Source organism: Kitasatospora sp. NPDC034035, from assembly GCF_055575755.1.
The window spans coordinates 302,794-326,216 of sequence record NZ_JBVISA010000001.1; the positions used below are offsets into that span (position 1 = coordinate 302,794).

23 protein-coding genes and 1 pseudogene are annotated in these 23,423 nt (G+C 74.6%); 16 read left to right on the forward strand and 8 right to left on the reverse strand.

Going from position 1 to position 23,423, the window contains the following annotated elements; all coding sequences use genetic code 11:
- Positions 1–610: 610 nt before the first annotated feature.
- Positions 611–808 (forward strand): hypothetical protein, encoded by a 198-nt coding sequence (locus ACZ52J_RS01320; protein WP_465614952.1) that lies wholly within the window; start codon positions 611–613, stop codon positions 806–808.
- 4 nt (positions 809–812) lie between these two features.
- Here ACZ52J_RS01320 and ACZ52J_RS01325 read toward each other — a convergent pair whose 3' ends face one another.
- Together ACZ52J_RS01325 and tpx are read right to left on the reverse strand one after the other, a co-directional pair.
- Positions 813–956, reverse strand: a complete 144-nt coding sequence (locus ACZ52J_RS01325; RefSeq protein WP_465614953.1) for a hypothetical protein — start codon at positions 954–956, stop codon at positions 813–815.
- A gap of 1,565 nt (positions 957–2,521) precedes the next feature.
- Positions 2,522–3,022, reverse strand: coding sequence for a thiol peroxidase (tpx, locus tag ACZ52J_RS01330; RefSeq protein WP_465614954.1), 501 nt, complete (start codon positions 3,020–3,022; stop codon positions 2,522–2,524).
- Positions 3,023–4,083: 1,061 nt separating this feature from the next.
- Here tpx and ACZ52J_RS01335 point away from each other — a divergent pair.
- Positions 4,084–4,821 (forward strand): MBL fold metallo-hydrolase, encoded by a 738-nt coding sequence (locus ACZ52J_RS01335; protein WP_465614955.1) that lies wholly within the window; start codon positions 4,084–4,086, stop codon positions 4,819–4,821.
- A 286-nt stretch (positions 4,822–5,107) separates the two neighbouring features.
- Positions 5,108–5,341, forward strand: a complete 234-nt coding sequence (locus ACZ52J_RS01340) for a hypothetical protein (RefSeq protein WP_465614956.1) — start codon at positions 5,108–5,110, stop codon at positions 5,339–5,341.
- 18 nt (positions 5,342–5,359) lie between these two features.
- Here ACZ52J_RS01340 and ACZ52J_RS01345 read toward each other — a convergent pair.
- The 5 genes and pseudogenes from ACZ52J_RS01345 to ACZ52J_RS01365 all read right to left on the reverse strand — a co-directional run.
- Positions 5,360–5,637, reverse strand: a pseudogene (locus ACZ52J_RS01345) (transposase); the annotation flags it as partial.
- 23 nt (positions 5,638–5,660) lie between these two features.
- Positions 5,661–5,870 carry an IS110 family transposase gene (locus tag ACZ52J_RS01350; RefSeq protein ID WP_465615284.1) on the reverse strand — a complete coding sequence of 70 codons (210 nt, stop codon included), beginning with the start codon at positions 5,868–5,870 and terminating at the stop codon, positions 5,661–5,663.
- Between the two features lie 545 nt (positions 5,871–6,415).
- Positions 6,416–7,393 (reverse strand): phosphotransferase family protein, encoded by a 978-nt coding sequence (locus tag ACZ52J_RS01355; RefSeq protein WP_465614957.1) that lies wholly within the window; start codon positions 7,391–7,393, stop codon positions 6,416–6,418.
- A 215-nt stretch (positions 7,394–7,608) separates the two neighbouring features.
- Positions 7,609–7,962 carry an ArsR/SmtB family transcription factor gene (locus ACZ52J_RS01360; RefSeq protein ID WP_360508488.1) on the reverse strand — a complete coding sequence of 118 codons (354 nt, stop codon included), beginning with the start codon at positions 7,960–7,962 and terminating at the stop codon, positions 7,609–7,611.
- A 563-nt stretch (positions 7,963–8,525) separates the two neighbouring features.
- On the reverse strand, positions 8,526–9,398 hold the full coding sequence (locus tag ACZ52J_RS01365) for an AfsR/SARP family transcriptional regulator (RefSeq protein ID WP_360508485.1): 873 nt from the start codon (positions 9,396–9,398) through the stop codon (positions 8,526–8,528).
- 613 nt (positions 9,399–10,011) lie between these two features.
- Between ACZ52J_RS01365 and ACZ52J_RS01370 the strand changes: the two genes are divergently transcribed.
- From ACZ52J_RS01370 to ACZ52J_RS01430, 13 genes are all read left to right on the forward strand, one after another.
- Positions 10,012–11,223: an aminotransferase class I/II-fold pyridoxal phosphate-dependent enzyme gene (locus tag ACZ52J_RS01370; RefSeq protein ID WP_465614958.1), complete on the forward strand. Its 1,212-nt coding sequence runs from the start codon at positions 10,012–10,014 to the stop codon at positions 11,221–11,223.
- Positions 11,224–11,261: 38 nt separating this feature from the next.
- The gene (locus ACZ52J_RS01375; RefSeq protein ID WP_360508479.1) at positions 11,262–12,497 is read left to right on the forward strand and encodes a beta-ketoacyl-[acyl-carrier-protein] synthase family protein; all 1,236 of its coding nucleotides are present in this window, start codon (positions 11,262–11,264) and stop codon (positions 12,495–12,497) included.
- Positions 12,494–13,324, forward strand: a complete 831-nt coding sequence (locus ACZ52J_RS01380; RefSeq protein WP_465614959.1) for a MaoC/PaaZ C-terminal domain-containing protein — start codon at positions 12,494–12,496, stop codon at positions 13,322–13,324. The genes ACZ52J_RS01375 and ACZ52J_RS01380 overlap by 4 nt, the downstream gene beginning before the upstream one ends.
- Positions 13,325–13,329: 5 nt before the next feature.
- A complete protein-coding gene (locus ACZ52J_RS01385; RefSeq protein WP_465614960.1) occupies positions 13,330–15,123 on the forward strand; it encodes an AMP-binding protein in 1,794 nt (597 codons plus the stop codon).
- A 47-nt stretch (positions 15,124–15,170) separates the two neighbouring features.
- A complete protein-coding gene (locus ACZ52J_RS01390; protein ID WP_360508470.1) occupies positions 15,171–15,440 on the forward strand; it encodes an acyl carrier protein in 270 nt (89 codons plus the stop codon).
- Positions 15,441–15,443: 3 nt separating this feature from the next.
- Positions 15,444–16,523: a hypothetical protein gene (locus ACZ52J_RS01395; protein WP_465614961.1), complete on the forward strand. Its 1,080-nt coding sequence runs from the start codon at positions 15,444–15,446 to the stop codon at positions 16,521–16,523.
- Entirely contained in the window at positions 16,516–17,499 is a 984-nt protein-coding gene (locus ACZ52J_RS01400; protein WP_465614962.1) for a tryptophan synthase subunit alpha, read from the forward strand. Before ACZ52J_RS01395 ends, ACZ52J_RS01400 begins: the two co-directional genes overlap by 8 nt.
- The gene (locus tag ACZ52J_RS01405) at positions 17,493–17,867 is read left to right on the forward strand and encodes an ectoine synthase (protein WP_360508461.1); all 375 of its coding nucleotides are present in this window, start codon (positions 17,493–17,495) and stop codon (positions 17,865–17,867) included. Before ACZ52J_RS01400 ends, ACZ52J_RS01405 begins: the two co-directional genes overlap by 7 nt.
- Before the next feature lie 127 nt (positions 17,868–17,994).
- Positions 17,995–19,140 carry an acyl-CoA dehydrogenase family protein gene (locus tag ACZ52J_RS01410; protein ID WP_360508458.1) on the forward strand — a complete coding sequence of 382 codons (1,146 nt, stop codon included), beginning with the start codon at positions 17,995–17,997 and terminating at the stop codon, positions 19,138–19,140.
- Positions 19,137–19,925, forward strand: a complete 789-nt coding sequence (locus tag ACZ52J_RS01415) for a phosphoribosylanthranilate isomerase (RefSeq protein ID WP_465614963.1) — start codon at positions 19,137–19,139, stop codon at positions 19,923–19,925. Before ACZ52J_RS01410 ends, ACZ52J_RS01415 begins: the two co-directional genes overlap by 4 nt.
- On the forward strand, positions 19,922–20,629 hold the full coding sequence (locus ACZ52J_RS01420; RefSeq protein ID WP_465614964.1) for a beta/alpha barrel domain-containing protein: 708 nt from the start codon (positions 19,922–19,924) through the stop codon (positions 20,627–20,629). Before ACZ52J_RS01415 ends, ACZ52J_RS01420 begins: the two co-directional genes overlap by 4 nt.
- Positions 20,626–21,519, forward strand: a complete 894-nt coding sequence (locus ACZ52J_RS01425; RefSeq protein ID WP_465614965.1) for an alpha/beta hydrolase — start codon at positions 20,626–20,628, stop codon at positions 21,517–21,519. Before ACZ52J_RS01420 ends, ACZ52J_RS01425 begins: the two co-directional genes overlap by 4 nt.
- Before the next feature lie 254 nt (positions 21,520–21,773).
- A complete protein-coding gene (locus ACZ52J_RS01430) occupies positions 21,774–22,184 on the forward strand; it encodes a hypothetical protein (RefSeq protein ID WP_465614966.1) in 411 nt (136 codons plus the stop codon).
- A 312-nt stretch (positions 22,185–22,496) separates the two neighbouring features.
- Here the strand turns inward: ACZ52J_RS01430 and ACZ52J_RS01435 are convergent, their stop codons facing one another.
- Positions 22,497–23,216: a hypothetical protein gene (locus tag ACZ52J_RS01435; RefSeq protein WP_465614967.1), complete on the reverse strand. Its 720-nt coding sequence runs from the start codon at positions 23,214–23,216 to the stop codon at positions 22,497–22,499.
- Positions 23,217–23,423 lie beyond the last annotated feature (207 nt).

The window sequence follows — 23,423 nt, forward strand, 5'->3', positions numbered from 1 at the left end:
CGTCCCCGTCCCCGGCTCTTACCGTCCGGGGGCGGGGACGCACCCGTCGTCGGGCGGTTCGGGCTCCGGGGGGCCGGTGTCCGGGGCCCGCCGTACCGGTCCCCGGGTCCCGCTCCGCCCCTGTCCCCGTCCCCGGTTCCTGCCGTCCGGGGGCGGGGGCGCACTCGTTGCCCGCCGGTAGGGTACCGGGGGCCGGTGTCCGGGCGCGGGACAGGACGGGCGCGGGACAGGAGGGGGCCGGGCCGAGCCGTATGCCCGTCCGTGCCCCTGGCTTGTACCGGCCGGGGCCTGCGGTGGTACGGGCTCCGGGGGTTCGGGCGGGTTCGGGCCGGGGGGTCGGAGACGAGCCCGAGGCGGTAGGCGGTAGGCGGTAGGCGGTAGGCGGGCGCGAGCGGGGGCCAGGGCCGGGGTGGTGGTGGCCACGCCCCGGCTCTGGAGGAGTGTCCCGTCTGGAGGTTGAGACCATAGGTTGTGCGGGTGTCGGGTCGTCTGAGCGTGGCGGTGTGTCCCGGTCGTGAACTCGCCTACCCGGCGCCTGTGACGCCTCGCGGGAATGGGCGGGGTCCCGCTGGTGTGCGACGAGTGCGGATGTGGCGCCACCCACCGTGTCGTGGTGTCACCCGAGGGCGTCGAGGTTGTCGCTTCAGGAGGCGGTTACCTGCGTGCCAGGTTCGAGTTGCTCGACTGGGCGTGCTCGACGGTGGTTGCCGAGGGCGGTGTCTTCCGCCATTACGTGGTGCCGGGCGCCGACCGGTCGCTGCTGGAGGGGTTCCTCGCGCTCCTGGCCGCCCGGGTGCCCGGCACCTGAGCCGTCAGGCTCTGCGCTCGTAGCGCTCGTAGCGCTCGTAGCGCTCGTAGCGCTCGTGGCGCCGGTTGAGCTGGCGGGAGGCGCCCGGCCACGTGATCGTGCGTTCGGCGACCCGGCGGTGGTGTCCCGGGTGCTGGCTTGAGTCCACGCCCCGGCCGGGCGATGCGGGCGGTGATGCCGTGCTCGCGCAGGAGACGCCGGGATGAAGGGGCGGTCGTGGGCTGTGTCCGCGTGCGGTTTGGCGGGCTGTCGGCGACGTGGCCCGTGTCGGGAGCGGGTGGGCGGGATCGGGGCCAGGAGCGGTTCGAGGGCCTGGCCGTCGTGGAGGTTCGCTCTGCAGGTGCCGACCGCGAGCGGGGTGGCGTTGCGGTCGCAGATCAGGTGGATCTTGATTCCTTCTCGCCGTGGTCGGTCGGATTCGGTCCGGTCGGTGGCCCCCTGGTGAGAGCGTGGATGTTCGCTGGATCGATCGCCGCCCGCGACCGGTCGAGTTCTCCGCCGGCCCCGAGTTCGTCCAGGACGACGTGGTAGAGCTTGGCGCACACGCGTGCGGCGGTCCATGCGGTGAAGCGCCGGTGGGTGCTCTGTCAGGGCGCTCCGGACACGGGCGGGAGCCGGCGCCGGCTGCTTCCGGTGCTGGTCACGAACACGATTGCGGCCGGCACCTGGCGGTTGCCGGCCCGCCGTCGGCGCCCGCCCTGTGGCCGTACCGGAGGCTCGGGCACGACGCGCTGGAAGAGGTCCGACAGCTCGTCCGGGACCAACCGTTCACCTGTGTCCACGCGCTACGGAACGACTGGTCCCGAACGAGACACTTTCCGACAGGCGAGGCCGGGGCGGGGGCGGCGTGCCCGCCGGGTGGGGCATCCGTCTCCCGGACCGGCCGGGCCCGGACCGGCCGGGCCCGGACCGGCCGGGGCCGGGGGCGTGCCTGCCCTGCGGGTGGTGCGGGTGCCGGGGTTCGGGCGGGGGCGGTGCCCGGGCTTGGGGCGGGGCGTACGCGCCCTCCGGGCGGGACCCGGGGGGCGGTGTTGTCGGCGGTGGTGCGGGTGTGCGGGGCCGGGGTGTTCTCCGGGAGCGGGGCCGGGGTGGTGGTGGCCGCGTCCCGGCTCCGGCAGGGGCGGGTGGGGGTGTGGGTGGCTTCGTGTCCGGGGGCCGGGCCGTGGGCGGCGGTGCGGGCGGTGGTCGTCGCTGTCGGCCGAAGGGGTGTGTATCCGTCAGGTCCGTGTCCGCGGACGCCGGCCCGGTGCCGGCCGGATGCGGGGGGCTGGTCGTGGTGGTCCCGGGGCGCGGTGGTCTTCTTCTGCGTCTCGGGGCCGTTCGGCTGTTCCGGGGACCGTGGCGGGTTCCTCGTCGCGGACCTGGTGCGGGGGTATGTGCGCGGGCGCGGTGGCGGTGGGCATGGTGGCGGGGGCGCGGGGTGGGCGGGGTTTTGGCCCGGGCGGGTTCTTGGCCGGGCCGGCTGCCCGCGCGAGAAAGGGGCGGGCGGATGCGGGGGCGAGGAGGAGGGGACGGAGGGGCTGAGAGGGGAGGGGCTGAGAGGGGAGGGGCTGAGAGGGGAGGGGCGGAGGGGCGGAGGGGCGGAGGGGCGGAGGGGGGAAGTGGGGGAACGGGGGCGGCGGCCCGTATCCCCCCTTTGTTCCTGCCCGCTGTAGCGGGTGGGGTGGGGACGCGGGCCGCCGCGTGCACGCGCGCCGGGGCGCGTGGGGTGGGTCAGTTGAGGGCGGCGAGGGCGGCCTCGTAGTTCGGCTCGTCGGCGATCTCGGCGACGAGTTCGGTGTGCAGGACGGTGTCGTTCTCGTCCAGGACGACCACGGCGCGGGCGGTCAGGCCGGCCAGCGGGCCGGAGTTGATGGCCACGCCGTAGGCGTCGTGGAAGTCGCGTCCGCGCAGGGTGGAGAGGGTCTTGACGTTGTCCAGGCCCTCGGCGCCGCAGAACCGGGCCTGCGCGAAGGGCAGGTCGGCGGAGATGCAGAGGACGACGGTGTTGTCCAGCGCGCCGGCCTGGGCGTTGAAGGTGCGCACCGACGTCGCGCAGGTGGGGGTGTCGATGCTGGGGAAGATGTTGAGGACCTTGCGGGCGCCCGCGAAGTCGTTCAGCGAGGTGTCCGCCAGTCCGGTGCCGACCAGCGTGAACGCCGGGGCCTGGCTGCCCGAGGTGGGCAGCGCGCCGCCGACCTCGACCGGGTTCCCCTTCAGCGTGACCTGAGCCATGAAAAGCCTCCTACCAGCGGTGTATCGGGTGTGCAACGCCGCCGATCCTACTGCCCGCCCGTGTTCCGTCCGCCGGGCGACCACCGGCTGGACACCCCCGCCCCCACGTGCCTGCCCCGAGGAGGGGCGGGAGGAGGAGCGGGCGCAAGCGAGGGCAGGGGAGGGGGTCCGTGTGGTGGCGGTGGCGCGCCGGGGCTGGGGGTCAGGCGGACCGGAAGGGGCCGCCGTACCGGGGGAGGATGCCGGGGCTGCCGTCGGGGAGGGCGGGTTCGGGGGGCGGGGGTGGCGAAGGGGTCGTGGCCGCGGATGACGGGGATGGGGCGGACGGTGGCCTGGAAGGGCGGTGTTGCCGGCGGCGCCGAACGGCAGGGCGGGGCGGTGGCCGGCCCGGGTGCGGGCGACCACGGCGGGCCGGGTGGGGCGGACGGAGGTGACGGTGTTGGCCGTGGGAGCGTCGGCCGCGTTCGGTGGTGCCGGGTAGGGCGCCGTACTCGGCTTCGCCGACCCTGGCGGTGGTGTGGCGCGCGCGGGTGCCGGCGGCGGTGCCGATGCCGGTAGCGGTGGCGCGGCCGGGGCAGTGTCCGCCGGTTCCGGTTCCGGTGGTGTGTCCGGTGGAGCGGGCCGGGCGTCGCGGTGGCGCGGCGGGGGAGGGGATGGCGGAGACGGCCTTGTCGAGGAGGGTGTCGAGGGCCTGGACGGCCTGGCGGGGGGCGTCTGGGGGCGTGCGGGGGCTTCGGGCTGCGGGGACGGTGCGGTGGCGGTGGCGGTGGTGCGTGGTTGTCCGGGGAGGAGGGGCGCGGGCCCGGTACGGCTCCGCCCGTGTCCGTGTCCGTGTCCGTGGCCGCGTCGCGGGCCGGGGTGGTCATCGGGGGCTCTGGCGGGTGGCGTGGTCGTACTCTGCCCGGCGGCGGTTGCCGCCGCCGAGGACCACGGCGGCCCCCGAGAAGATTCCCCGTCCCGGTTCCGCAGCCGGGCCCCACGCCCGCAGCCAGGGGCCCGCAGTCCGGGCCCGCAGTTCGGGCTGTGACGGGGCGTCATCCCGTCTGTGAGAGCATCGCCGGGTGCGTCGACTCACCGTCCTGGGGACCAGTGCCGCCTATCCCGAAGCGGGCCGGGCCGCCAGCGGGTTCCTCCTCGAGTACGACGGCTACCGCCTCGTTCTCGACCTCGGCTACGCCACTTTCCCCCGCCTGCTCGAGCACACCGGCGTCACCGGCCTCGACGCCGTCGTCATCACCCACGAACACCCCGACCACTGCGCCGACCTCAGCGCCCTGTGCCGGGCCCGCTACTTCGCCGCTGCCCGCCCGCCCCGCCTGCCCCTGTACTGCCCCCCCGGCGTCGTCACCCGCGTCCAGGCGATGGAACCCACCGAAGACCTCCACGACGTCTTCGACATCCGCCCCCTGCCCGCCACCGCCACCGCCTCCCACCGCCTGGGCCCGCTGCGTCTGGACACCGTGCCGCTGCCTCACCATGTCCCGCACGCGGGCGTGCGCCTGAGTGCCCCGGGTCTCACCCTCGCCTACAGCGGCGACGCGGGTCCCGGCCCGGGCCTGGCCGGCCTGGCCGCCGGCGCCGACCTGTTCGTCGCCGGTGCCACCGTGTGCGGTGACGGCCCCGGCGACCCGTACCTGCTGAGCGCCGCCCAGGCCGGGCAGTGGGCGAAACGGGCCGGCGCGGCCCGGCTCCTGCTCTTTTGGCCCGGCACCGACCGCACCGTCGCGCTCGCCGAGGCCCGCCGCGCCTTCGGAGGCGACGTCACCGCCGCCGAGGAGGACCTGCAGCTGCCCCTGTGAGCGGCCCCGGCCGTCCGCGGGACCGGCGGCGGTTTCGCAGCGTGTGGGGACGGCCGGGGCGGGTTCCGGCCCCCGGCCCGGCCCGGCCCGGCCGGTGGCGGGGCGGGCCGCCGGGCGGTGGCCCGCCCGCGTGACGCCCGGTGCGGGCATGCGGCCGGATCCGTACGCCGTCCACGCCGGAAACCGGATTGTGCACGACCCGCCCGGGGGGTGCTCCTGTGTGTTCGGTCAAGGTCCAAGGCCAGTAGGTTCGTGCGGTCAGGCGGGCCGAGCCGTAGGGGTGTGCATGAGTGATGGCCAGGTGACGATCAAGCTCACGAGTGACGAGGCACTGGTGCTGTCGCACTGGCTGGAGAAGCTCCAGATGACGGACCTCAGCCGCGTTGTCGACGATCCGGCGCTCTGGGCGCCGATCCATCGGATCGCCGGAACGCTCGACAAGGTGCCTCCTGAGCTGTTTGCGCCCGACTATGGCCAGCGGCTTGAGGCGGCTCGTCAGCGGCTTCGGCCGGAGGACTGATCGAGCGGTCCGGGCTTTTCACCCAGCCGCAGCGGGTTGGGGCTCGTAGAAGGTTCCGTCGCGGAGCATCGCGAACAGGACGTCGGCCCGGCGTCTGGCGAGGCAGAGCAGGGCCTGGGTGTGGTGCTCCCTTGGCCGATCTTCTTGTCGTAGTGGGCCCGCGATGCCGGGTCGCCGAGTGCGGCGAACGCGGAGAGGGAGAAGGCCCGTTTGAGCTGCTTGTTTCCCCGCCTGGAGGGCTGTTCGCCGCGGATCGAGGAGTCCGAGCTCCGGGTGGCCGGGGCGAGGCCGGCGTAGAGGTCGGCGATCCGCCGCATCGTCAGCCCGGCAGACGGGCGAGCGGGCAGCCCGTGTCCCGGGCGACCGCCAGAGGCAAGGCGCCGATGGAGGACGGCTGGTCGACCACGACCAGCACCGTTCCGTGCTTGGCCTGGAGTTTCGCGAACAGCTCTCGGAGTTTGGGTTCGGTGTTGGGCAGGCGCTTGTCGAAACACCTTCTTCCCGCCCGGTGTGACGGCGGTGGCGTGATGTTCGCCCTCGCCGACGTCCAGGCCGAGCAAGACGTCGATGTTGCTGGTGTCGATCACGTGCAGGCTCCTCCATCCCGCTTTCGTCCGGCCTTGCCTTGGCACCGAGCTGCCACATCCACGGTACGGAGAGCTCTTCCGGCTCGGGTGAAGCCGGTGCTCAAGCCCCTCATCAGCGGTCCGTCGATGCACGAAATAGGTAACGGGGGGGCGGGCGGTAGGAGAGGGGGTGGGGCATGGCGACGCGGCAGAGCACACCGGCGGGAACGAAGGCGGCGTGAACGAAGGCGGCGGGAACGGGGGCGGGGGCGGCCCGGTGGCCGAAAGCCGGACCGTGAGCGACGCCGCCGACGGCGCGGTCCCGGAAGCCGTGGCGATCAAGGATGCCGTACGACCGGGACGCTACCGGGACGCCCTCGACCGTCAAGGGGCGCCGCCGCGCGGACCTCGCCGGCGGGCAGGCCCGGCCGTCGGGCACCACGTCGAACGCCGGCGCGCGGGTGCCTGTTCCGGTCGCGGGAGGGCCGGGGCCGGTAGGCGGGGGCGGTCAGGCGTAGTGGTCGAACAGGGCTTGCAGGTAGTCCTCCAGACGGGCAATCAGGACGTCCGGGGTCAGGTCGGTGCGGCCCAGTTCGCGCCAGGGGACGGCGACTTTCTCCGCGTCCGGGGCGAAGGCGAGGGCGTCCAGCAGCCGCCAGTACAGGTGGTCGCCGCCCTCGGCGAGGGGGCGGCCGCCGGCGTCGCGGTAGCGCTCGGCGAAGGCCAGGCCGGCCGCGGGGCCGTGGAGCAGGGCCAGCGCGGTGGAGCAGTGGGCGACGTCCAGGTCGGCCGGGCCCCAGGACGTCTCCACCCAGTCGACCACCCCGCTGACCGCCAGCTGCTCCCCGGCGCCGGTGAACAGCACGTTGCCGGGGTGGAAGTCGCGGTGCAGGAAGCACGGGCGGTGCGCGGGCGCCTCGCGGCGGATCGCCTCCACCGCCCGCGCCCACAGCGCGGGGCGCCGCGTGTGCCCGGGGACGCGGACGAGGTCGGGGGCCGTCCACGCCTGCCAGACGCGCGGGCGCCGCTGCTCACCGACCTCGACGGCGTGGACGGCGGCGAGCTGGGCGGCCAGCAGGTCCGCGCGCCGGCCGGTGTCCGCGTCCTGGGCCAGGCGCACACCGCCGGGAAGGTGCGTCATCACCAGCGACGGGTGGTCGCAGGCCGCGCCGTGCTCGTCGAGGGAGAACAGGCGCGCGGCCGGGACGCCGCCGTTCTCCAGCAGGCCCAGCACGCCGGCCTCGCGGGCCAGCAGGGCCGGGGCGTGGCGGCGGTAGAACGGCGTGACGAAGGAGCGCAGCACCAGCGCGTACGGCCCGTCGCCGCCCGGGCGTTCGATGTCCAGGCGACGCATCCGCGAGGTCCACCCGCCCTTGAGCGCCGTCACCTGCGCGATCCGCTCACCGGGCGCCAGTGCGCCCTGGACCCACCGCAGGGTCGCGGCCCAGCCCTGCCCGTCGTCCCCGGTCCCGGCGTTCCCGATCATGGACGGACAGCCTACGCGCCCCGCTCCGCCCGCCTCCCCGAGGGCCCCGAGAGCCCCGAGGGCCCCGACGCCACGGCCGAGGCCCACCGCCACCCGCCCACCGCCACCCGGAAGCGCCGCCCGCGGACCGGCGCCGGGAACTGGCACCCGGAACCGGCGCCCGCGATCGGCAAGAGTGTTATCACCGGCGGGAGTTGACGGACCATCGGAACCTGTCAGGAGGGTGCGGTGTCCAGGGCCTCCGCGTCGGCGGCGGCCACCACCGCCGACAACAGGCCCGGGAAACGGTCCTCCAGCTCCTCGCTGCGCAACGCGTTCATCTTGGTGGTCCCCACGTAGTACTGGCGCAGCAGTCCCGCCTCGCGCAGCACGCTGAAGTGGTGACTGGAGGTCGAACGCCCGACCGGCAAGTCGAAGGAACCGCAACTCAGATCGGCCCCCGAGTGCGCGAGCGTGCGCACCACCGACCTGCGGGCCGGATCAGCGAGCGCCTCCAGCACCCGCTGGACGCTCACGTCCTCCACACCAGGGTGCTCGATCATCCGCGCCGCCACGCGTGCCCGTCCCACACCCACCACCCCTTCCCAACACTCGACCCCCGTCCGTCCCATGGTCAAAAACCGCGCCGTGCGCGCGACTTCACGCACCGACGCTACTACGCCCGACCCATCTGCCACGCCCACCGCAACACCTCCGCAACACACCCGAGGGGCGCAAGGGGACCCGCCGGGCCGGACGGGCGGGCGGTCGCACGGGGAAGCGGACCGGGGGCGCGGGGGGCGGGACGGGGAAGGGGCGGGTGGGTGCGTGGTGGGGACGGGAGGGGCCCACCGGGCCGGGCCGGACGGGAGGACGGTCGCGCCGGGAGCCGGGCCGGGGGCGCGGGGGAGGGGCGCGTGCCGGGTGTGACCGGTGGTGGGTGCCGGGCGGTGGGTGCCGGGCGGGTGGGTGTGTGGTGGGGGCGGGGCGCCGTAGGGGGAGCGGCGTGCGCCCGGGGTGCGCCGGGCGGGGCCGGGCGGGTGGGTGCGGGAGGGGCCGGCGTTGCGTGCCCCTCTCCCCGTGCCCCTTGTCGGGGGCGCGGGGAAGGGGACAGGCGCGGGGAGAGGGGAGGGAGAGGGGGGTGGCCCCGGGGTCAGGCGGCGCGGGCCGGGGTGGGGGCGGGGCGGGGCAGGCGGGTGAGGGCGAGGGGTTCGAAGATGCCCATCAGGACCGGGTCCACCGGCCGTACCGCCGACGGGGCGGGGGGCGCGGGGGTGGGGGTGCGCAGCAGGGCGAGGTAGAGCTCCTGGGTCTCGGCGGCCGGGTCGATGCCCAGTTCCTCGGCCAGGACCTGGCGCAGCTGCTGGTAGCAGCGCAGGGCCTCGGCGCGGTTGCCGGAGGCGGCGAGGGCTTCCATGCGGCAGCGGTAGGCGCTTTCGCGGAACGGGGCGCGGCGCACCGCCTCGTCGGCCCAGCGCAGCGCGTGGTGTTCCTCGCCGAGGGCGGAGGCGGCCAGGCTCGCGGTCTCCAGCGCGCTGATGCGCAGTTCCTCGACGTGTTCGCGTACCCCTTGCGCCCAGTCGCCCTCGTGGTCGGGCAGGAACGAGCCGCGCAGGTTGGCCAGCGCGCCGGCGGCCAGTTGCTGGGCCACCGCGTGGCTGCGCGCCGCCAGGGCCTCGCCGGCTTCGCCGACGGCGCAGGCGGCGGCTTCCAGGTCCACCGCCGCGTCGGCCGGCAGGCGCAGCACGTAGCGCCCGCCCTGGGCGATCAGCGGGGTGGCGCCGGGCCCCTGGCCGGGGTCGGTGACGAAGGCCCGTACCCGGCTGACCACGCTGCGCAGGGCCGAGGCCCAGGTGTCGGGCAGGCCGTCGGGCCAGATGGTGTCGGCCAGCTGGTCGCGGCTGGTGCCGCCGGAGCGCTCCAGGACCAGGCGGGCGAACGCCACCTGGGCCTGGGCGCTGGACAGGTGCTGCGGGGCACCGTTCTCGTGCTCGATCGCGACCAGGCCGGTGAGGCGGATCAGCATCGCCGCGCCCCCGATCTGCCGGACGGACTGTCTTCCCTGAAGCCGTTCAACGTAGCTCCAACCCCCTTGAGGCAAAGCGGAAGTGACGGCCCGTGCCGGGCTGTCGGCATGGGAAAGCGGGAAACCCGGAACGGGACGGATGCGCCGCCGACCAGCCGTTCGGTTTCGGCGGATTTTGACCATACATTCGGCGCGAGGCGCGGTGTCAACACCGGCCGCGAAAACATACCCGCCGGCCGGTCGATGCGTCGTGGACGCAATGTTTCCGCACGTCAGATGGTTTCCGCAGGCCAAAGAAGCGGCTATTGCGGACGCCTTGCGCATCCTGCCGTAGAAATGTAGCCATCCTTGAGCAGCCCGCGTGAAGGCTTCGAGAAATCCCGCCCGCAGCCACCGTGAAACGCCCCGCCGGGAAACCTCCGGAAACGAACCGGACGGAAACCGGAAACAAGCCGGAACGCCACCCGGAACGCCGCCGAAGAACCGCCCGCGAAAACCCGCGAAAACCCGCGATGCCCGCGAAGCCGTGAGACCCGCGAGACCTGTGAGACCCGTGTAGCCGTGAGACCTGTGAAAGCCCCCGAAGCCGTGACGCCGTGAAGGAGAAACGCCCGTGAACGCCACCGGAGCATGGGACCGCCTGGAGCCGAAGCTCGCCGCAACGAATGCCCGGGTGGCCGCACTGGAGTCCGACCCCTCCCGGCGCAACAGCTTCGTCGCCTACACCATGGAACGCGACAGCGCCTACTGCGACCTCGACGGCGAGCGCCTGCTCATGATGTCCGGCTACAGCTACCTCGGCCTGGCCGGCGACGAGCGCGTGGTCGCCGCCGCCAAGGCCGCCGTCGACGTCTACGGCACCGGCAACCACGGCGTGCGCGCCCTGGCCGGCACCATCCCGCTGCACGAGGAACTGGAAGCCGAGGTCGCCAGCTACGCCCACCGCGAGCGCGCCCTGGTCTTCGGCTCCGGCTACGCCGCCAACGTCGGCACCGTGGGCGCCCTGGTCGGCCAGGGCGACACCGTCCTGATCGACAAGTACGACCACGCCTCCATCGTCGACGGCTGCCGCCTGTCCGGGGCCACCGTGACCCGTTTCCGCCACAACGACGTCGACCACCTCGAGCGCCGCCTCAAGGCCGCCGCCCCCACCGGGGTGCGCCTGGTCATCGTCGACAGCGTCTACTCCATGGACGGCGACATCGCCCCGCTGCCCGAACTGCGCGAGGTCTGCGACCGCTATGACGCCCTGCTCATGGTCGACGAGGCCCACGCCCTCGGCGTCATCGGCGCCACCGGCGGCGGCATCGAGGAACACTTCGGCCACCAGGTGCGCGTCGACGTCAAACTCGGCACCCTCTCCAAGGCCATCCCCTCCATGGGCGGCTGGGTCGCCGGCAGCCACGACCTCATCGGCCACCTGCGCTACGCCGCCCGCCCGTTCCTGTTCTCCGCCGCCCTGGGCCCCGCCCAGACCGGCGCGGCCCTGGAGTCCCTGCGGATCCTGCGCCGCGAACCCGAACGCGTCACCCACACCCAGGTCCAGGCCCAGCGCCTGCGCGAGCGCCTGAACGCGGCCGGCATCTCCACCATGGACTCCACCACCGCCGTGCTGCCCGTCATCGCCGGCACCGACGACGCCGCCTACGACTACGCCACCGCCTGCCGCAAGGCCGGCGTCATCGGCCTGCCCGTCGTCACCCCCGCCGTGCCCAACGACCTGGCCCGGCTGCGCATCGCGGTCACCGCCCGCCACACCGCGGCCGACATCGACTTCGCCGCCGACGCGTTCCTGAGCGCCGCCGCCCAGACCGGCCTGATCTGACCACCCGCCACCACCCGGCCTGGACAGGAGAGGAAGCCATGGCCCCGCCCGCCCGCCCGCCGATCGCCGTCACCGGCCTCGGCGTGGTCAGCCCCGCCGGCCACACCGTCCGGGAGTTCTGGCGAACCGTCGCCTCCGGGCGCTCCACCGCCACCGCCCTGGACGACCCGGCCCTGGCCCGCCACAAGGTGCGCCTGGGCTGCCGCGTCACCGGCCTGCCCGCCGCCGGCCCGGTGCCGGCCAAGGACGCCCGCCGCCTCGACCCGTTCGCCCACTACGGCACCCTGGCCGCGCTGGCCGCCCACCGCGACGCCGGAAGCCCCGAACCGCAACCGGGACGCAGCGCGATCGTGGTCGGCAACGCGGTGGGCGGACGCACCACCAGCGACCGCGAATCCGCCCTGTACACCGGGCACGGGCCGCTGCGGGTCTCCCCGCTGATGCCGCTGGTCACCATGCCCAACGCGGCCGCCGCGCAGATCGCGATGCGCCTTTCCTGGAGCGGACCGGCGCTGACGATCGCCACGACCTGCGCCTCCAGCGCGGACGCGATCGGCCACGCCGCGCTGCTGCTGGAGAGCGGACGCGCCGACGTCGTCCTCGCCGGCGGCTGCGAGGCCACCCTCACCCCGGTCACCCTCGCCGCGTTCGGCAACCTCGGCGCGCACTCCCTGCGCAACGACGACCCCGCCCGCGCCTCCCGCCCCTTCGACACCGAACGCGACGGCTTCGTGATGGGCGAAGGCGCCGGCTTCCTCGTCCTGGAACGCCTCGCCGACGCGAACGCCCGCGGCGCCCGCCCCCACGCGCTGCTCGCCGGCTACGGCTCCACCTCGGACGCCTACCACCTGTCCAACCCGCGCCCCGACGGCGCCGGCGCCGTGGCGGCGATGCGCGCCGCCCTGGCCGACGCCGGCCTCACCCCCGCCGACATCGCCCACGTGAACGCCCACGGCACCTCCACCGTGCACAACGACCGCGCCGAAGCCGCCGCCCTGCGCACCGTGTTCGGCCCCCACGGCGTGCCGGTCACCTCCACCAAGGGCGCCATCGGCCACCTGATCGGCGCCGCCGGCGCCGTCGAGTTGATCGCCGCCATCGAGGCCATGAACACCCGCACCGTTCCTCCCACCGCCAACCACGAGAAGACCGAAGAGGGCCTGGACCTCGACGTCGTCCACACCGCCGCGCGCCCCATCCGACTGGGCCCGGTGCTGTCCAACTCGTTCGGCTTCGGCGGCCACAACGCGACCCTGGTGGTGACCCCGCTATGACCACGACCTCCCCGCCCCTGCGGCGCACCCGGCTGACCGTCACCGCACGGGACCTGGACGCCTACCGCGCCGCGGCCCGCACCGGCCTCACCGCCGCGGACCGTGCCGGGGCGTGCCCCGCGCACCCCTTCGTCGCCGCCCATGCCCTGGCCCAGCACACCGTCACCGCCCTGACCGCCGGCGACCCCGGCTTCACCGGCGTGGTCCACCTCGCCCAGGACATCCACACCCACACCCCCCTCACCCCCGGCGGCCTCGACATCGCCGTCGAGGTGAGCGCGGTGCGCCGCGAGGCCCGCGGTACCCGCCTGGCCCTGACCACCCGCCTCACCCGGGCGGACACCGGCACCCCGGTCGCCGACCTCGCCACCTCCGCCCTCCTGCTCGGCGCCACCCGCACCGAGCCGTACGGCACCCTCGCCCCCGCCGCCCACCCCGGCACCACCCCCGACGGCGCACCGCTCACCCTCACCCGCACCCTGACGGCCGCCGACACCGCCGCCTACGCGGCCGCCTCCGGCGACTTCAACCCGATCCACCTCGACGACACCGCCGCCCGCACGGCCGGCTTCCCCGGCATCATCACCCACGGCATGCACCTGGTCGCACTCGCCGCCGAGGAGATCACCGATCGCCACGCCGGCGCCGACCCCGCCCGCGTCACCGCCCTCGGCGCCCGCTTCGCCGCCCCCACCCGCCCCGGTACCGCACTGCGCCTGACCCTGCAGCCCTACGACGGCGCCACGGTGGTGCGGTTCACGATCGCCACCGACGCGGGGACCGCCGTCAAGGCCGGCTGGGCGCGGATCGCCCCGGCGGGGGAGTGAACCCGATGACCGCCCACATCGCCGGGACCGCCCACATCGCCGGGACCGCCCACATCGCCGGGACCGCCCACATCGCCGGGACCGCCCACATCGCCGGGACCGCCCCCACCGCCGGGACCGCCCACACTGCCGGGACCGCCCACACTGCCGGGACCGCCCACACTGCCGGGACCGCCCACACTGCCGGGACCGCCCACAACCCCGGGACCGCCCACGCCGCCGGGACCGCCCACACTGCCGGGACCGCCCACACCGCCGGGACCCCCCAGGCTGCCCCGGCGCCGCTGCCGCTGCCCGACGCGTTCACCGCCCACGCCCGGGCCCGCCCCCACGCGCCCGCCCTGCTCTGGCACGACCAGGCCACCAGCTACGGCGAACTCGCCGCCCTCGCCGAGGCCGAGCGCCGGCGCCTGAGCGCCCTGCGGCTGGCGCCGGGGGAGCCGGTGGGCCTGCTCGCCGTCAAGTCGCCCGCGGCGATCGCCCTGGTCCTGGCCTGTCTGATGGAACGCCGCCCCTTCCTGCTGCCCTCCCCGCAGCTCGCCCCCGCGCTGCTGGCCGCCCTCTTCGCCCAGGCCGGCGCCCGCCGCCTGCTCGCCCCCCTCGGCCAGGACACCCCCGCCCTGCCCGTCCTGGCCCAGGTCGCACCCGTGCCCACCCTCGCGGCCGGCACCTCCTTCATGCTCACCACCTCCGGCTCCACCGACCTGCCCAAGATCGTCCCCCTCGCGCAGAGCGCCGTCGACCGCTTCACCGCCTGGGCCCACGACACCTTCGACCTCGGCCCCGGCCGTACCGTCGCCAACTACGCGCCGCTGAACTTCGACCTCGCCCTGCTCGACGTGTGGGCCACCCTCGCCGCCGGCGGCACCTGCCTGCTCATCGACCCCGCCCACGCCCTCAGCGGCCGCCACCTGCTCACCCAGCTGACCCGCCACCGCCCGCACGTCCTGCAGGCCGTCCCCCTGGCCTACGCCCTGCTCGTCCAGGCCGCCGGCCAGGCCGCCGGCCACGCCCCCGGGCAGGGCGCCGGGCAGGGCGCCGGGCAGGGCGCGGGCGCCACGGTGCTGGACAGCGTCGAGCACGCCGTGTTCACCGGCGACGCCATCGACGCCCGCACCCTCGCCGCCCTGCCCGCCCTGCTCCCGGGCGCCGGCCTCTACAACATCTACGGCTGCACCGAGACCAACGACAGCTTCTGGCACCGCCTGGACCGCCTGGACGCCGCCGCCGCCCTGCCCGTGCCCATCGGATCCCCGCTGCCCGGGGTCCGCACCCTCATCGCCGCCCCCGACGGCACCCCCGTCAACGGCGCGGGCAGCGGCGAACTGTACGTCTCCACCCCCTTCCAGGCGGCCGGCTACCTGGACCGCTCCCGCGACACGGGCCGCTTCACCACCCAGCCCGAAGGCGCCGGCCCCGGACGGCGGTGGTTCCGCACCGGGGACCTCGTCACCCGCGACGACCAGGGCCGCGTCCACCTCACCGGCCGCGCCGACTTCCAGGTCAAGGTCCGCGGCGTCGCCGTCAACACCGCCGAGGTCGAACGCGTCCTGCTCACCCACCCCGAGGTCCTGGAAGCCGCCGTCGCCGCCGCCCCCGACCCGCTGACCGGCAAACGCCTGCACGCCGCCGTCCAGCGCACCCCCGGCTCCGCCCTCAACACCCTCACCCTGCGCGAACACCTGGCCCGCAACCTGCCACGCGCCGCCGTCCCCGAGAAACTCGCCATCCACGACGAGCCCCTCGCCAAGACCTCCACCGGCAAGGTCGACCGCAAAGCCGTCCTGCCCACCACCTGACCACCACCCCTGTCCCATTTCCGTTACCACGCAAGGGAGTTGCCACCATGAGCAACATCGACCGGATCAAGCGGTTCCTGATCGAGGAATTCCTGCCCGACGTCACCCCCGACCAGCTCGCCGACGACCACGACCTGCTCTCCGACGGCGTCATCGACAGCCTCGGCGTCCTCAAACTCATCGCCTGGGTCGAAGACCACTTCGCCCTGCCCGTCGACGACACCGACCTGGACCCCAACAACTTCCGCTCCGTCACCGCCATCGACGCCTTCATCACCCAGCGCCGCACCGCGGCCACCGCCACGGCCGGCCGCTGACCCATGCACCCGGCCCTCACCGCACTCCTCGCCGGCCGCCCCGTCCCCCTGGACGCCTGGCGCTCGTGGTGGGACCAGCTGGAACACCGCACCCTGGGCCCGGCCCGCGACAGCGACCGGGCCCAGGCGGCGGCCCTGCTGGCCAGCCTCACCACCCGCCTGCCCGACCCGGCCACCCTCACCGCCCTCACCACCTCCCTCACCGAACGCGCCCCCCACCCCGGCCCCACCCACCCCGCCAGCGTCAACATCGTCGGCACCGGCGGCGGCCCCGCCACCTTCAACCTCTCCACCGCCGCCGCCCTCACCGCCGCCGCCATGGGCATCCCCGTCGTCAAAACCGGCTCCCGCGCTTACACCAGCGCCACCGGCTCCGTCGACCTCCTCGAACGCCTCGGCATCACCCTCACCTCCAGCCACACCGCCACCGCCGACCACCTCGCCCACCACGGCATCGCCTTCGCCGGCCCCCACGTCTACCCGCCCGCCCTCACCCGCCTCGCCCGCACCCTCTACCCCCTCACCCTCAAACCCTTCGGCCACGCCCTCAACACCCTCGGCCCCCTCATCGCCACCGTCCCCGTCACCGCCCAGCTCACCGGTGCCGGCGTCACCGCCCCCCTCGACACGCTGCGCCACCTCGCCGGCCACGTCACCGGCCGCACCCTGTGGCTGGCCCACAACAACGCCGGCGCCGACGAACTCCTGCCCTTCGCCGACAACACCCTCCACACCCCCGACGGCGCCATCCACCTGCCCGCCGGCTCCGTCGCCCCCGCCACCGGCACCCTCGCCGACCTCGCACCCCACCCCGACGACCTCACCGGCCACTTCCTGCGCGCCCTCGCCGCCCAGGCCGGCCCCACCGCGACCCACACGATCGCCCTCAACGCCGCCGCCCTCGCCCTCGCCTCCGGCCGCCACACCCACTGGGCCACCGCGTACACCGCCGCCCTGGACGCCCTCGCCGACGGCGCCCCCCGCGCCCTGGCCGAACGCCTGCGCGCCCGCCCCGGAACCCGCCCCGGAACCCCACCCGGCGCCGCCTCCGGCGCCCGCCGCCAGGAGGCAGCCGGTGTCTGAACCCCCCTTCCCCCCAGGACCCCTCCCCCCAGGACCCGTCCCCCCAGAACCCCTCTTCCCCCCGGGCGAGTTGGGCCTGGCCGTCTTCCTCAACGCCGGCGACCCCGCCGCCCCCCTGGCCGACCTCGCCCTCATGCTCGACACCCACGGCGTGGACGTCCTCGAACTCGCCGTCCCCTTCCCCAACTCGCCCACCGACGGCCCCGTCATCCGCCGCTCCGCCGCCCGCGCCCTCCAGGCCGGCACCACCCTGGACACCGTCCTGGCCGAACTCGCCGACCTCACCCCGCGGTTGACCCGCCTCAAGGTCGCCCTGCTCGCCGACTGGAGCCACAGCCTGCGCCACCGCGACCCCGCCACCACCACCTCGGCCATCGCCCAGGCCGGAGCCCGCGCCCTGCTCGTCCACGCCCTGCCCCCACGCGTGCGCCCCGCCTGGCAGCACGCGATGCGCGCAACCGGCCTGCCCCAGGTCACCACCTGCTACCCCGCCTCCACCCCCCAGGTCCTCGCCGACGCCGCCCACGGCGCCACCGGCGCCTACGTCTACCTCGTCGCCCACTACGGCCGCTCCGGCACCACCCCCGCCACCGGCCACCACACGCTCGCCGACACCGTCACCGCGCTGCGCCGCGCCGCCCCCGACACCGCCGTCGCCGTCGGCTTCGGCGTCAAGACCGCCGCCGACCTGGCCGCCGTCGCCGACAGCGGCGCGGATGCGGCGATCGTCGGCTCCGCCGCCGCCGCCCGCCTGGAGCACGCCCACACCCACGGCCTCGACGCCGTGAGGGAGTTGGGCGCCTTCCTCACCGACCTCCGCCCCACCCGTCCCCCACACCCGGACGCACCCGGCGGACGCACCACCAGCACCGGCACCACCACCGGCACCACCACTGGCGCCACCACTGGCACCACCACCGGTACCGCCCTCACACCCGCCGGCACCACCACCCGAGAGGAACACCCCGCATGCTGATCCGCGACATCGCCGACGTGAAGACCGTCGAATGGGGCAACGGCCTGTCCCGCCGCTTCCTGGTGGCCGGCGACGGCCTCGGCTACAGCCTCACCGACACCATCGTCAACGCCGGCACCAAGTCCCGCCTCGAATACCGCAACCACCTCGAGGCCTGCTACTGCATCGCCGGCTCCGGCGAGGTCGTCGACATGGACGGCAACACCCACCCCATCACCCCCGGCCGCCTCTACGCCCTCGACGAGCACGACGCCCACTACCTGATCGCCAGCCCCCACGAGGACCTGCGCCTGGTCTGCGTCTTCTCCCCGGCCCTGCGCGGCGACGAGGTCCACCAGCTCGACGCCCACTCCTCCTCCGCCTACTAGGGCCCGCCCACAGGCCCCAGGCGAGACCTTCCGTCCGCGAGGACCTCTGTTCAGACGAGCGCCGGCGCCCGACGCCGGCCTGCCACCCCGGGCCCGGTCACGGGCCCGGGAGGAAGGCGGCAACACCGTGATCCGCTGGAACGCCGACCAGAAGGCCCTGCGCGAGGGCCTGGCCCGCTTCGGCGACGACCTGAGCGCCGGCCACATCGAAGGCGACGAACAGGCCGCCTTCTCCCACGACAAGTGGCGCCTGATCCAGAAGACCGGCATCCTCGCCCTGCCCTTCGACGAACGCTACGGCGGCCTGGGCCAATCCCTGCTCACCACCATGTACGTCCTCGAAGGCCTCGGCCACGCCTGCCGCGACGGCGGCCTCAACTTCTCCGTCACCACCTCCCTCGCCTCCACCGGCGTCCCCCTGCAGGCCTTCGGCTCACCCGCCCTCAAAGAGGCCTACCTGCCGCGCATCGCCTCCGGCGAAGCCATCGGCGCCCACGCCATCACCGAATCCGACAGCGGCTCCGACGCCATGCAGATGCGCACCCGCGCCGTGCGCGACGGCGACCACTTCGTCCTCACCGGCGCCAAGACCTTCGTCTCCAACGGCCCCGTCGCCGACGTCATCGTCGTCTACGCCCGCACCCACCCCCAGGGCGGGGCGCTCGGCGTCACCGCCTTCCTCCTCGACGCCGACACCCCCGGCCTGACCTGCGGCAACCCCATCAAGAAGATGGGCCTGCGTACCTCCCCGCTGTCCGAACTCTTCCTCGACGACGTACGCGTGCCCAAGGACCGCGTCCTGGGCCGGGTCGGCGGCGGCTTCATGGTCCTGGACCACGTCATGAAACGCGAGATCCTCTACTCCTTCATCGTCAACACCGGCGAGATGCAGCACCGCCTCGCCCGCTGCCTCGACTACGCCAAGACCCGCATGTCCTTCGGCAAGCCCATCGGCTCCTACCAGTCCGTCGCCAACAAGATCGTCGACACCAAGATCCGCCTCGAGACCGCCCGCAAATGGCTCTACGACACCGCCCAGCGCCTCGAAGCCGGCGACAACGTCACCGTCGACATGGCCATCGCCAAACTCCTCACCAGCGAATCCAACCTCGCCACCTCGCTCGCCGCCGTCCAGGTCTTCGGCGGCAACGGCTACATGTCCGAGTACGGACTGGAGAAGGACGTCCGCAACGCCGTCGCCGGCACCATCTACTCCGGCAGCAACGAGATCCAGTACAACCGCATCGCCGCCATGCTCGGACTCGGCAAATGACCGCCCCCGCCGCACCACCCGCCCCCGCAGCCCCCGCAGCCCCCGCCGCACCGGCCGTGCCGCCCGCCGCCGCCGCGCCGGCGCCCGGGCTCACGCTGCGCCCCGGCCACCTCAAGGTGTGCGGCGCCCGCACCCGCGCCGACCTCGCCCTGCTCGCCGACACCGGCCCCACCCTGGTCGGCCTGTGGCACGGCATCCCCGGCGGCCCCGCCGACCTCACCACCGACGACCTCGCCGACCTCGCCGCCACCGCCATCCGCCTGGGCCTGGAACCCGTCCTCGTCACCTTCCTCGACGACGCCGACCACCTCGCCCGCCTCGCCCGCGCCACCGGCATCCGCTGGATCCAGCTCCACGCCTACCAGAGCCCCGCCCTCGTCGCCGACCTGCGCGAACGACTGCCCTACGCCGTCCTCGTCAAAGTCCTCCACCTCGCCAGAGGACGCTGCCTCGAACGGGCCTTCACCCCCGCCTTCGAACGCGCCGGATGCGACCTGTTCCTGCTCGACACCGTCACCGACGACGGCCGCATCGGCTCCACCGGCCAGAGCCTGGACCCCCACCACATCCACGCCCTGCTGCCCCGCCTGAACACCCCCTTCCTCCTCGCCGGCGGCCTCGACACCACCAACCGCGACACCTACCGCACCGTCACCGACCACCCGCTCTACGCCGGCGCCGACATCGACACCGCCGCCCGTGACCGCACCGGCCGCCTCACCCGCGACGCCGTCACCGCCCTCACCCGCGCCTGGCACCCCCGCCTCCAGGAGGCCACCGCATGAGCCACCCCACCGGCTTCCTCGACGCCCTCCTCACCGCCGAGCGCCCCCTCATCATGGAAGTCAAACTCCGCGACCCCCACGGCACCGACCTCCTCGGCCCACGCACCGTCACCGACCTCGTCACCCGCTACGAACAGGCCGGCGCCCCCTGCCTGTCCGTCGTCACCGGCCGCTGGTTCGGCGGCACCACCCGCCTGCTGCGCGAGGTCACCGCCGCCACCACCCTGCCCGTCCTGCAAAAAGACTTCCTCACCCGCCCCGCCCAACTCGAAGCCGCCCACGCCATGGGCGCCTCCGCCGTCCTGCTCACCGCAGCCCTGCTGCCCGCCACCTCCCTACGCCGCCTCGTCACCTGCGCCCTCGGCCTGGGCCTGACCCCCTTCGTCGAGATCACCCACGACCACGAACTCGACCACCTGCCCCACACCGACCAGTGCGTCATCGCCGTCAACAACAAGGACATCCGCACCCGCGAACGCGACCCCGGCGACCTCGAGCGCAGCCTGCGCCTGCTACCCGCCGTCCGCGCCGCCGGCTGCCGCGCCCCCGTCTCCGCCTCCGCCATCACCGACCCCGACACCGCCGCCCGCCTCCTCGACGCCGGCTACGCCGCACTCCTGGTCGGCACCGCCCTGCTGCACACCGACGACATCGACACCTGGCTCACCACCCTCGACGCCGCCCGCGCCGGGGCCGCCGCATGAGCACCCACCCGCCGCGCACCCGCACCCGCTCCCTCGTCCTGGACGCCGACGGCATCCCCCTGTCCGCCCTGGTCGCCGAACCCGAACACGGCGAACCCAAAGCCGTCATCCTCGCCATCCACGGCCGCGGCATGCGCGCCGCCTACTTCGCCGGCCCCGCCCACCCCGACACCAGCCTGCTCACCCTCGCCGCCGACCTCGGCTACACCGTCCTGGCCCTCGACCGCCCCGGCCACGGCGCCTCCGCCCACCGCCTCCCGCACGGCCAGCTCATCGCCGACCAGGCCGCCACCCTCCACGCCGCCCTCACCGACTACGCCCGCGCCCACCCCACCGGCGCCGGCGTCCAACTCCTCGCCCACTCCTTCGGCGGCAAGATCGCCCTGACCCTCGCCGCCCACTGGCCCCACCACCCCCGCCTGCCCCTGCTCGGCGCCGACCTCAACGGCCTCGCCCAGCACTACACCCCCGGCGCGTGGGAGCGCCCCGACGACCTCGCCGGCGGCGGCCGCCTCAACTGGGGCCCCCTGGGCCTCTACCCGCCCGGCACCTTCCACGCCGCCCGCACCCTGCTCACCCCCGTCCCCGCCCTCGAATCCCACGAACTCGCCGACTGGCCCGCCCGCTACAGCGCCCTCGCCGCCCGCGTCCGGGTCCCGGTGCGCCTGACCCTGGCCGAACACGAGCACTGGTGGCGCCTGGATCCGGCCGCCCGCACCGCACTGACCGCCGCCTTCCCCCACGGCCTGGCCCGCCTGGTCACCGCCCACGGCGCCGGCCACAACCTCTCCCTCGGCCACGCCGCCCGCCCCTACCACCTGCGCGCCCTCGCCTTCACCGACGACTGCCGCACCCGCCCCGCCCCGGCCCCCGCCCTCGCCGCCGTCTGACCGGCCGCCGGGAACGGCCGGCGCGGCCACAAGGTTCACCCCAACGCCCGCCAACTCCCGCACAGGGAAAGAAAAACGCCTTCCCGGACACGGCCGGTCCGCACACGGACCGCCTGCGGCACCAGAAGTTGATCAAGCATCAGCCCTGCGCAAGGATGGGCACCCAAGGCCCGTGCGGACGACCGCCGGCCTTACGCCACGGCCGTCCCCTGCCCTGGCCCTGCCCTGCCCGTCCCACCCCGCCGGAGGCCTCCGTGAACAAGACCGCAACCGCGCTCGCCACCCTCGCCCTGCTCGCCACCACCGCACTGGCCGCCACCCCCGCGCAGGCCGGCGACCTCCCCCAGGTCTGCACCAGCAAACTCGGCTTCGACAACGGCAGCTTCTACTGCGGCGGCGCCTACGGCGACGGCGAGAGCCCCTGGCTGCTGCGCACCGGCGAGTGGGTGGACTTCGTGATCGGCCTCGACCACGCCGTCTGGTTCCGCACCACCCACAGCGACTGGAACTCGCTGGGCGGCTACTTCACCGGCAAGGTGACGTTCAGCAAGAAGCTCGACGACCTCGACTTCACCATCAACGCCCTGGGTTCCGACGGCGTGACGACGTGGTCCCGCGACCGCACCAAGAAGGGCTTCATCACCCCCTGGTACGTCAAGAACTGAGGCCCCTTCGGCCGGGAGGCCCCCGACCGGCGCCCGCCCGCCCGGCCCCGCCCCGGCGGGGCAGCGGGCACCCCCGCCCACCCGCACCGTCAGAAGGAGCCGTCACCTCCGATCCGTGGACCGATCGCTCTGCGCCAGACCATGGACGAGCCGCGGCTGCGCGGCGCGCGCGGGCAGCGTCCGCCCAGGACGCCCAGGGCGCCGAGGGCCCCGACGCCCCGGGTGGCGGGGCGGCGGGGCTTCGTGGGGGTCCGGCCGGCGCTCCGCGGTGACAGTGCCGTCCGTCCGTCCGTCCGTCCGTGCGGCCGGCGGTCAGGCCTTCCGGATGGAGTAGGCGACGCCGCTGCCGTAGCAGTTGCTGCTGGGGTAGTAGCTGCTGACGACCCACCCGGCGGGGAGCGGGGAGAAGGAGCACACGACGGCGGAGGTCTGTGTGGTGATCTTGAAGAGGGTGTAGGCGACGCCGGTGCCGGCGCAGTTGCCGCTGCTGTACGAGCTGGTGACGACCCACCCGGCCGGGACCGGGGTCATGGAGCACGCGCCGGCGCTGGTGTCGTTGGCCGTGTTGTGGAGGGTGTAGGCGACGCCGGTGCCGGCGCAGTTGCCGCTGCTGTACGAGCTGCTGATCACCCACCCGGTCGGGATCGGCGACATGGAGCACACGCCGACGTTGGTGTCGTTGGCCACGTTGTGGAAGCCGTAGGCGATGCCGCTGCCCGCGCAGTTGCCGGTGCTGTACGAGCTGGTCACCACCCACCCGGCCGGCTTGGGGGAGAAGGAGCAGATGGCGAGGTTGGTCTGCCCGGCCGTGTCGGTGATCGTGTACGAGACGCCGGAGCCGGGACAGCCCCAGCTGCTGTACGAACTGGTGACGACCCACCCGGCCGGGACGGGGGAGAAGGAGCAGATGGTCGTGCTGCCGGCGAGCCGCTGCGGGGCTGCCTGCGCCTGCGCGCTCGCGGCGGTCATCATGCCCAGGAGCAGCAGCACGACCGTCACCAGGTGCGAGGTGTGGGTCCGTAAGGTCTTCATGGCAGGCCTCGTATCTCTCGACAACGCTCTACGACCGGTTTTGTGCGGGCAACGTGAACGATTGGCACACGTTTCGTTCACGTCGGCTGAGATGTTGTCAGAGATCCTCCGGCGGCGCCAGAGTGCGGCGGGCGGCACTTCCGCCCCGGCCGCCGAAGGCCCCGCCGCCCCGGGCGGCGGGGGCGGCGCGAAACCCGCCGGACCGTC

What these genes read in the sequence shown, in the direction of transcription:
- tpx (WP_465614954.1), bottom strand. Translation starts at nt 3,022, where the DNA reads ATGGCTCAGGTCACGCTGAAGGGGAACCCGGTCGAGGTCGGCGGCGCG.
- ACZ52J_RS01340 (WP_465614956.1), top strand. Translation starts at nt 5,108, where the DNA reads ATGAGTGATGGCCAGGTGACGATCAAGCTCACGAGTGACGAGGCACTG.
- ACZ52J_RS01355 (WP_465614957.1), bottom strand. Translation starts at nt 7,393, where the DNA reads ATGATCGGGAACGCCGGGACCGGGGACGACGGGCAGGGCTGGGCCGCG.
- ACZ52J_RS01365 (WP_360508485.1), bottom strand. Translation starts at nt 9,398, where the DNA reads ATGCTGATCCGCCTCACCGGCCTGGTCGCGATCGAGCACGAGAACGGT.
- ACZ52J_RS01375 (WP_360508479.1), top strand. Translation starts at nt 11,262, where the DNA reads ATGGCCCCGCCCGCCCGCCCGCCGATCGCCGTCACCGGCCTCGGCGTG.
- ACZ52J_RS01380 (WP_465614959.1), top strand. Translation starts at nt 12,494, where the DNA reads ATGACCACGACCTCCCCGCCCCTGCGGCGCACCCGGCTGACCGTCACC.
- ACZ52J_RS01385 (WP_465614960.1), top strand. Translation starts at nt 13,330, where the DNA reads ATGACCGCCCACATCGCCGGGACCGCCCACATCGCCGGGACCGCCCAC.
- ACZ52J_RS01390 (WP_360508470.1), top strand. Translation starts at nt 15,171, where the DNA reads ATGAGCAACATCGACCGGATCAAGCGGTTCCTGATCGAGGAATTCCTG.
- ACZ52J_RS01395 (WP_465614961.1), top strand. Translation starts at nt 15,444, where the DNA reads ATGCACCCGGCCCTCACCGCACTCCTCGCCGGCCGCCCCGTCCCCCTG.
- ACZ52J_RS01405 (WP_360508461.1), top strand. Translation starts at nt 17,493, where the DNA reads ATGCTGATCCGCGACATCGCCGACGTGAAGACCGTCGAATGGGGCAAC.
- ACZ52J_RS01415 (WP_465614963.1), top strand. Translation starts at nt 19,137, where the DNA reads ATGACCGCCCCCGCCGCACCACCCGCCCCCGCAGCCCCCGCAGCCCCC.
- ACZ52J_RS01420 (WP_465614964.1), top strand. Translation starts at nt 19,922, where the DNA reads ATGAGCCACCCCACCGGCTTCCTCGACGCCCTCCTCACCGCCGAGCGC.
- ACZ52J_RS01425 (WP_465614965.1), top strand. Translation starts at nt 20,626, where the DNA reads ATGAGCACCCACCCGCCGCGCACCCGCACCCGCTCCCTCGTCCTGGAC.
- ACZ52J_RS01435 (WP_465614967.1), bottom strand. Translation starts at nt 23,216, where the DNA reads ATGAAGACCTTACGGACCCACACCTCGCACCTGGTGACGGTCGTGCTG.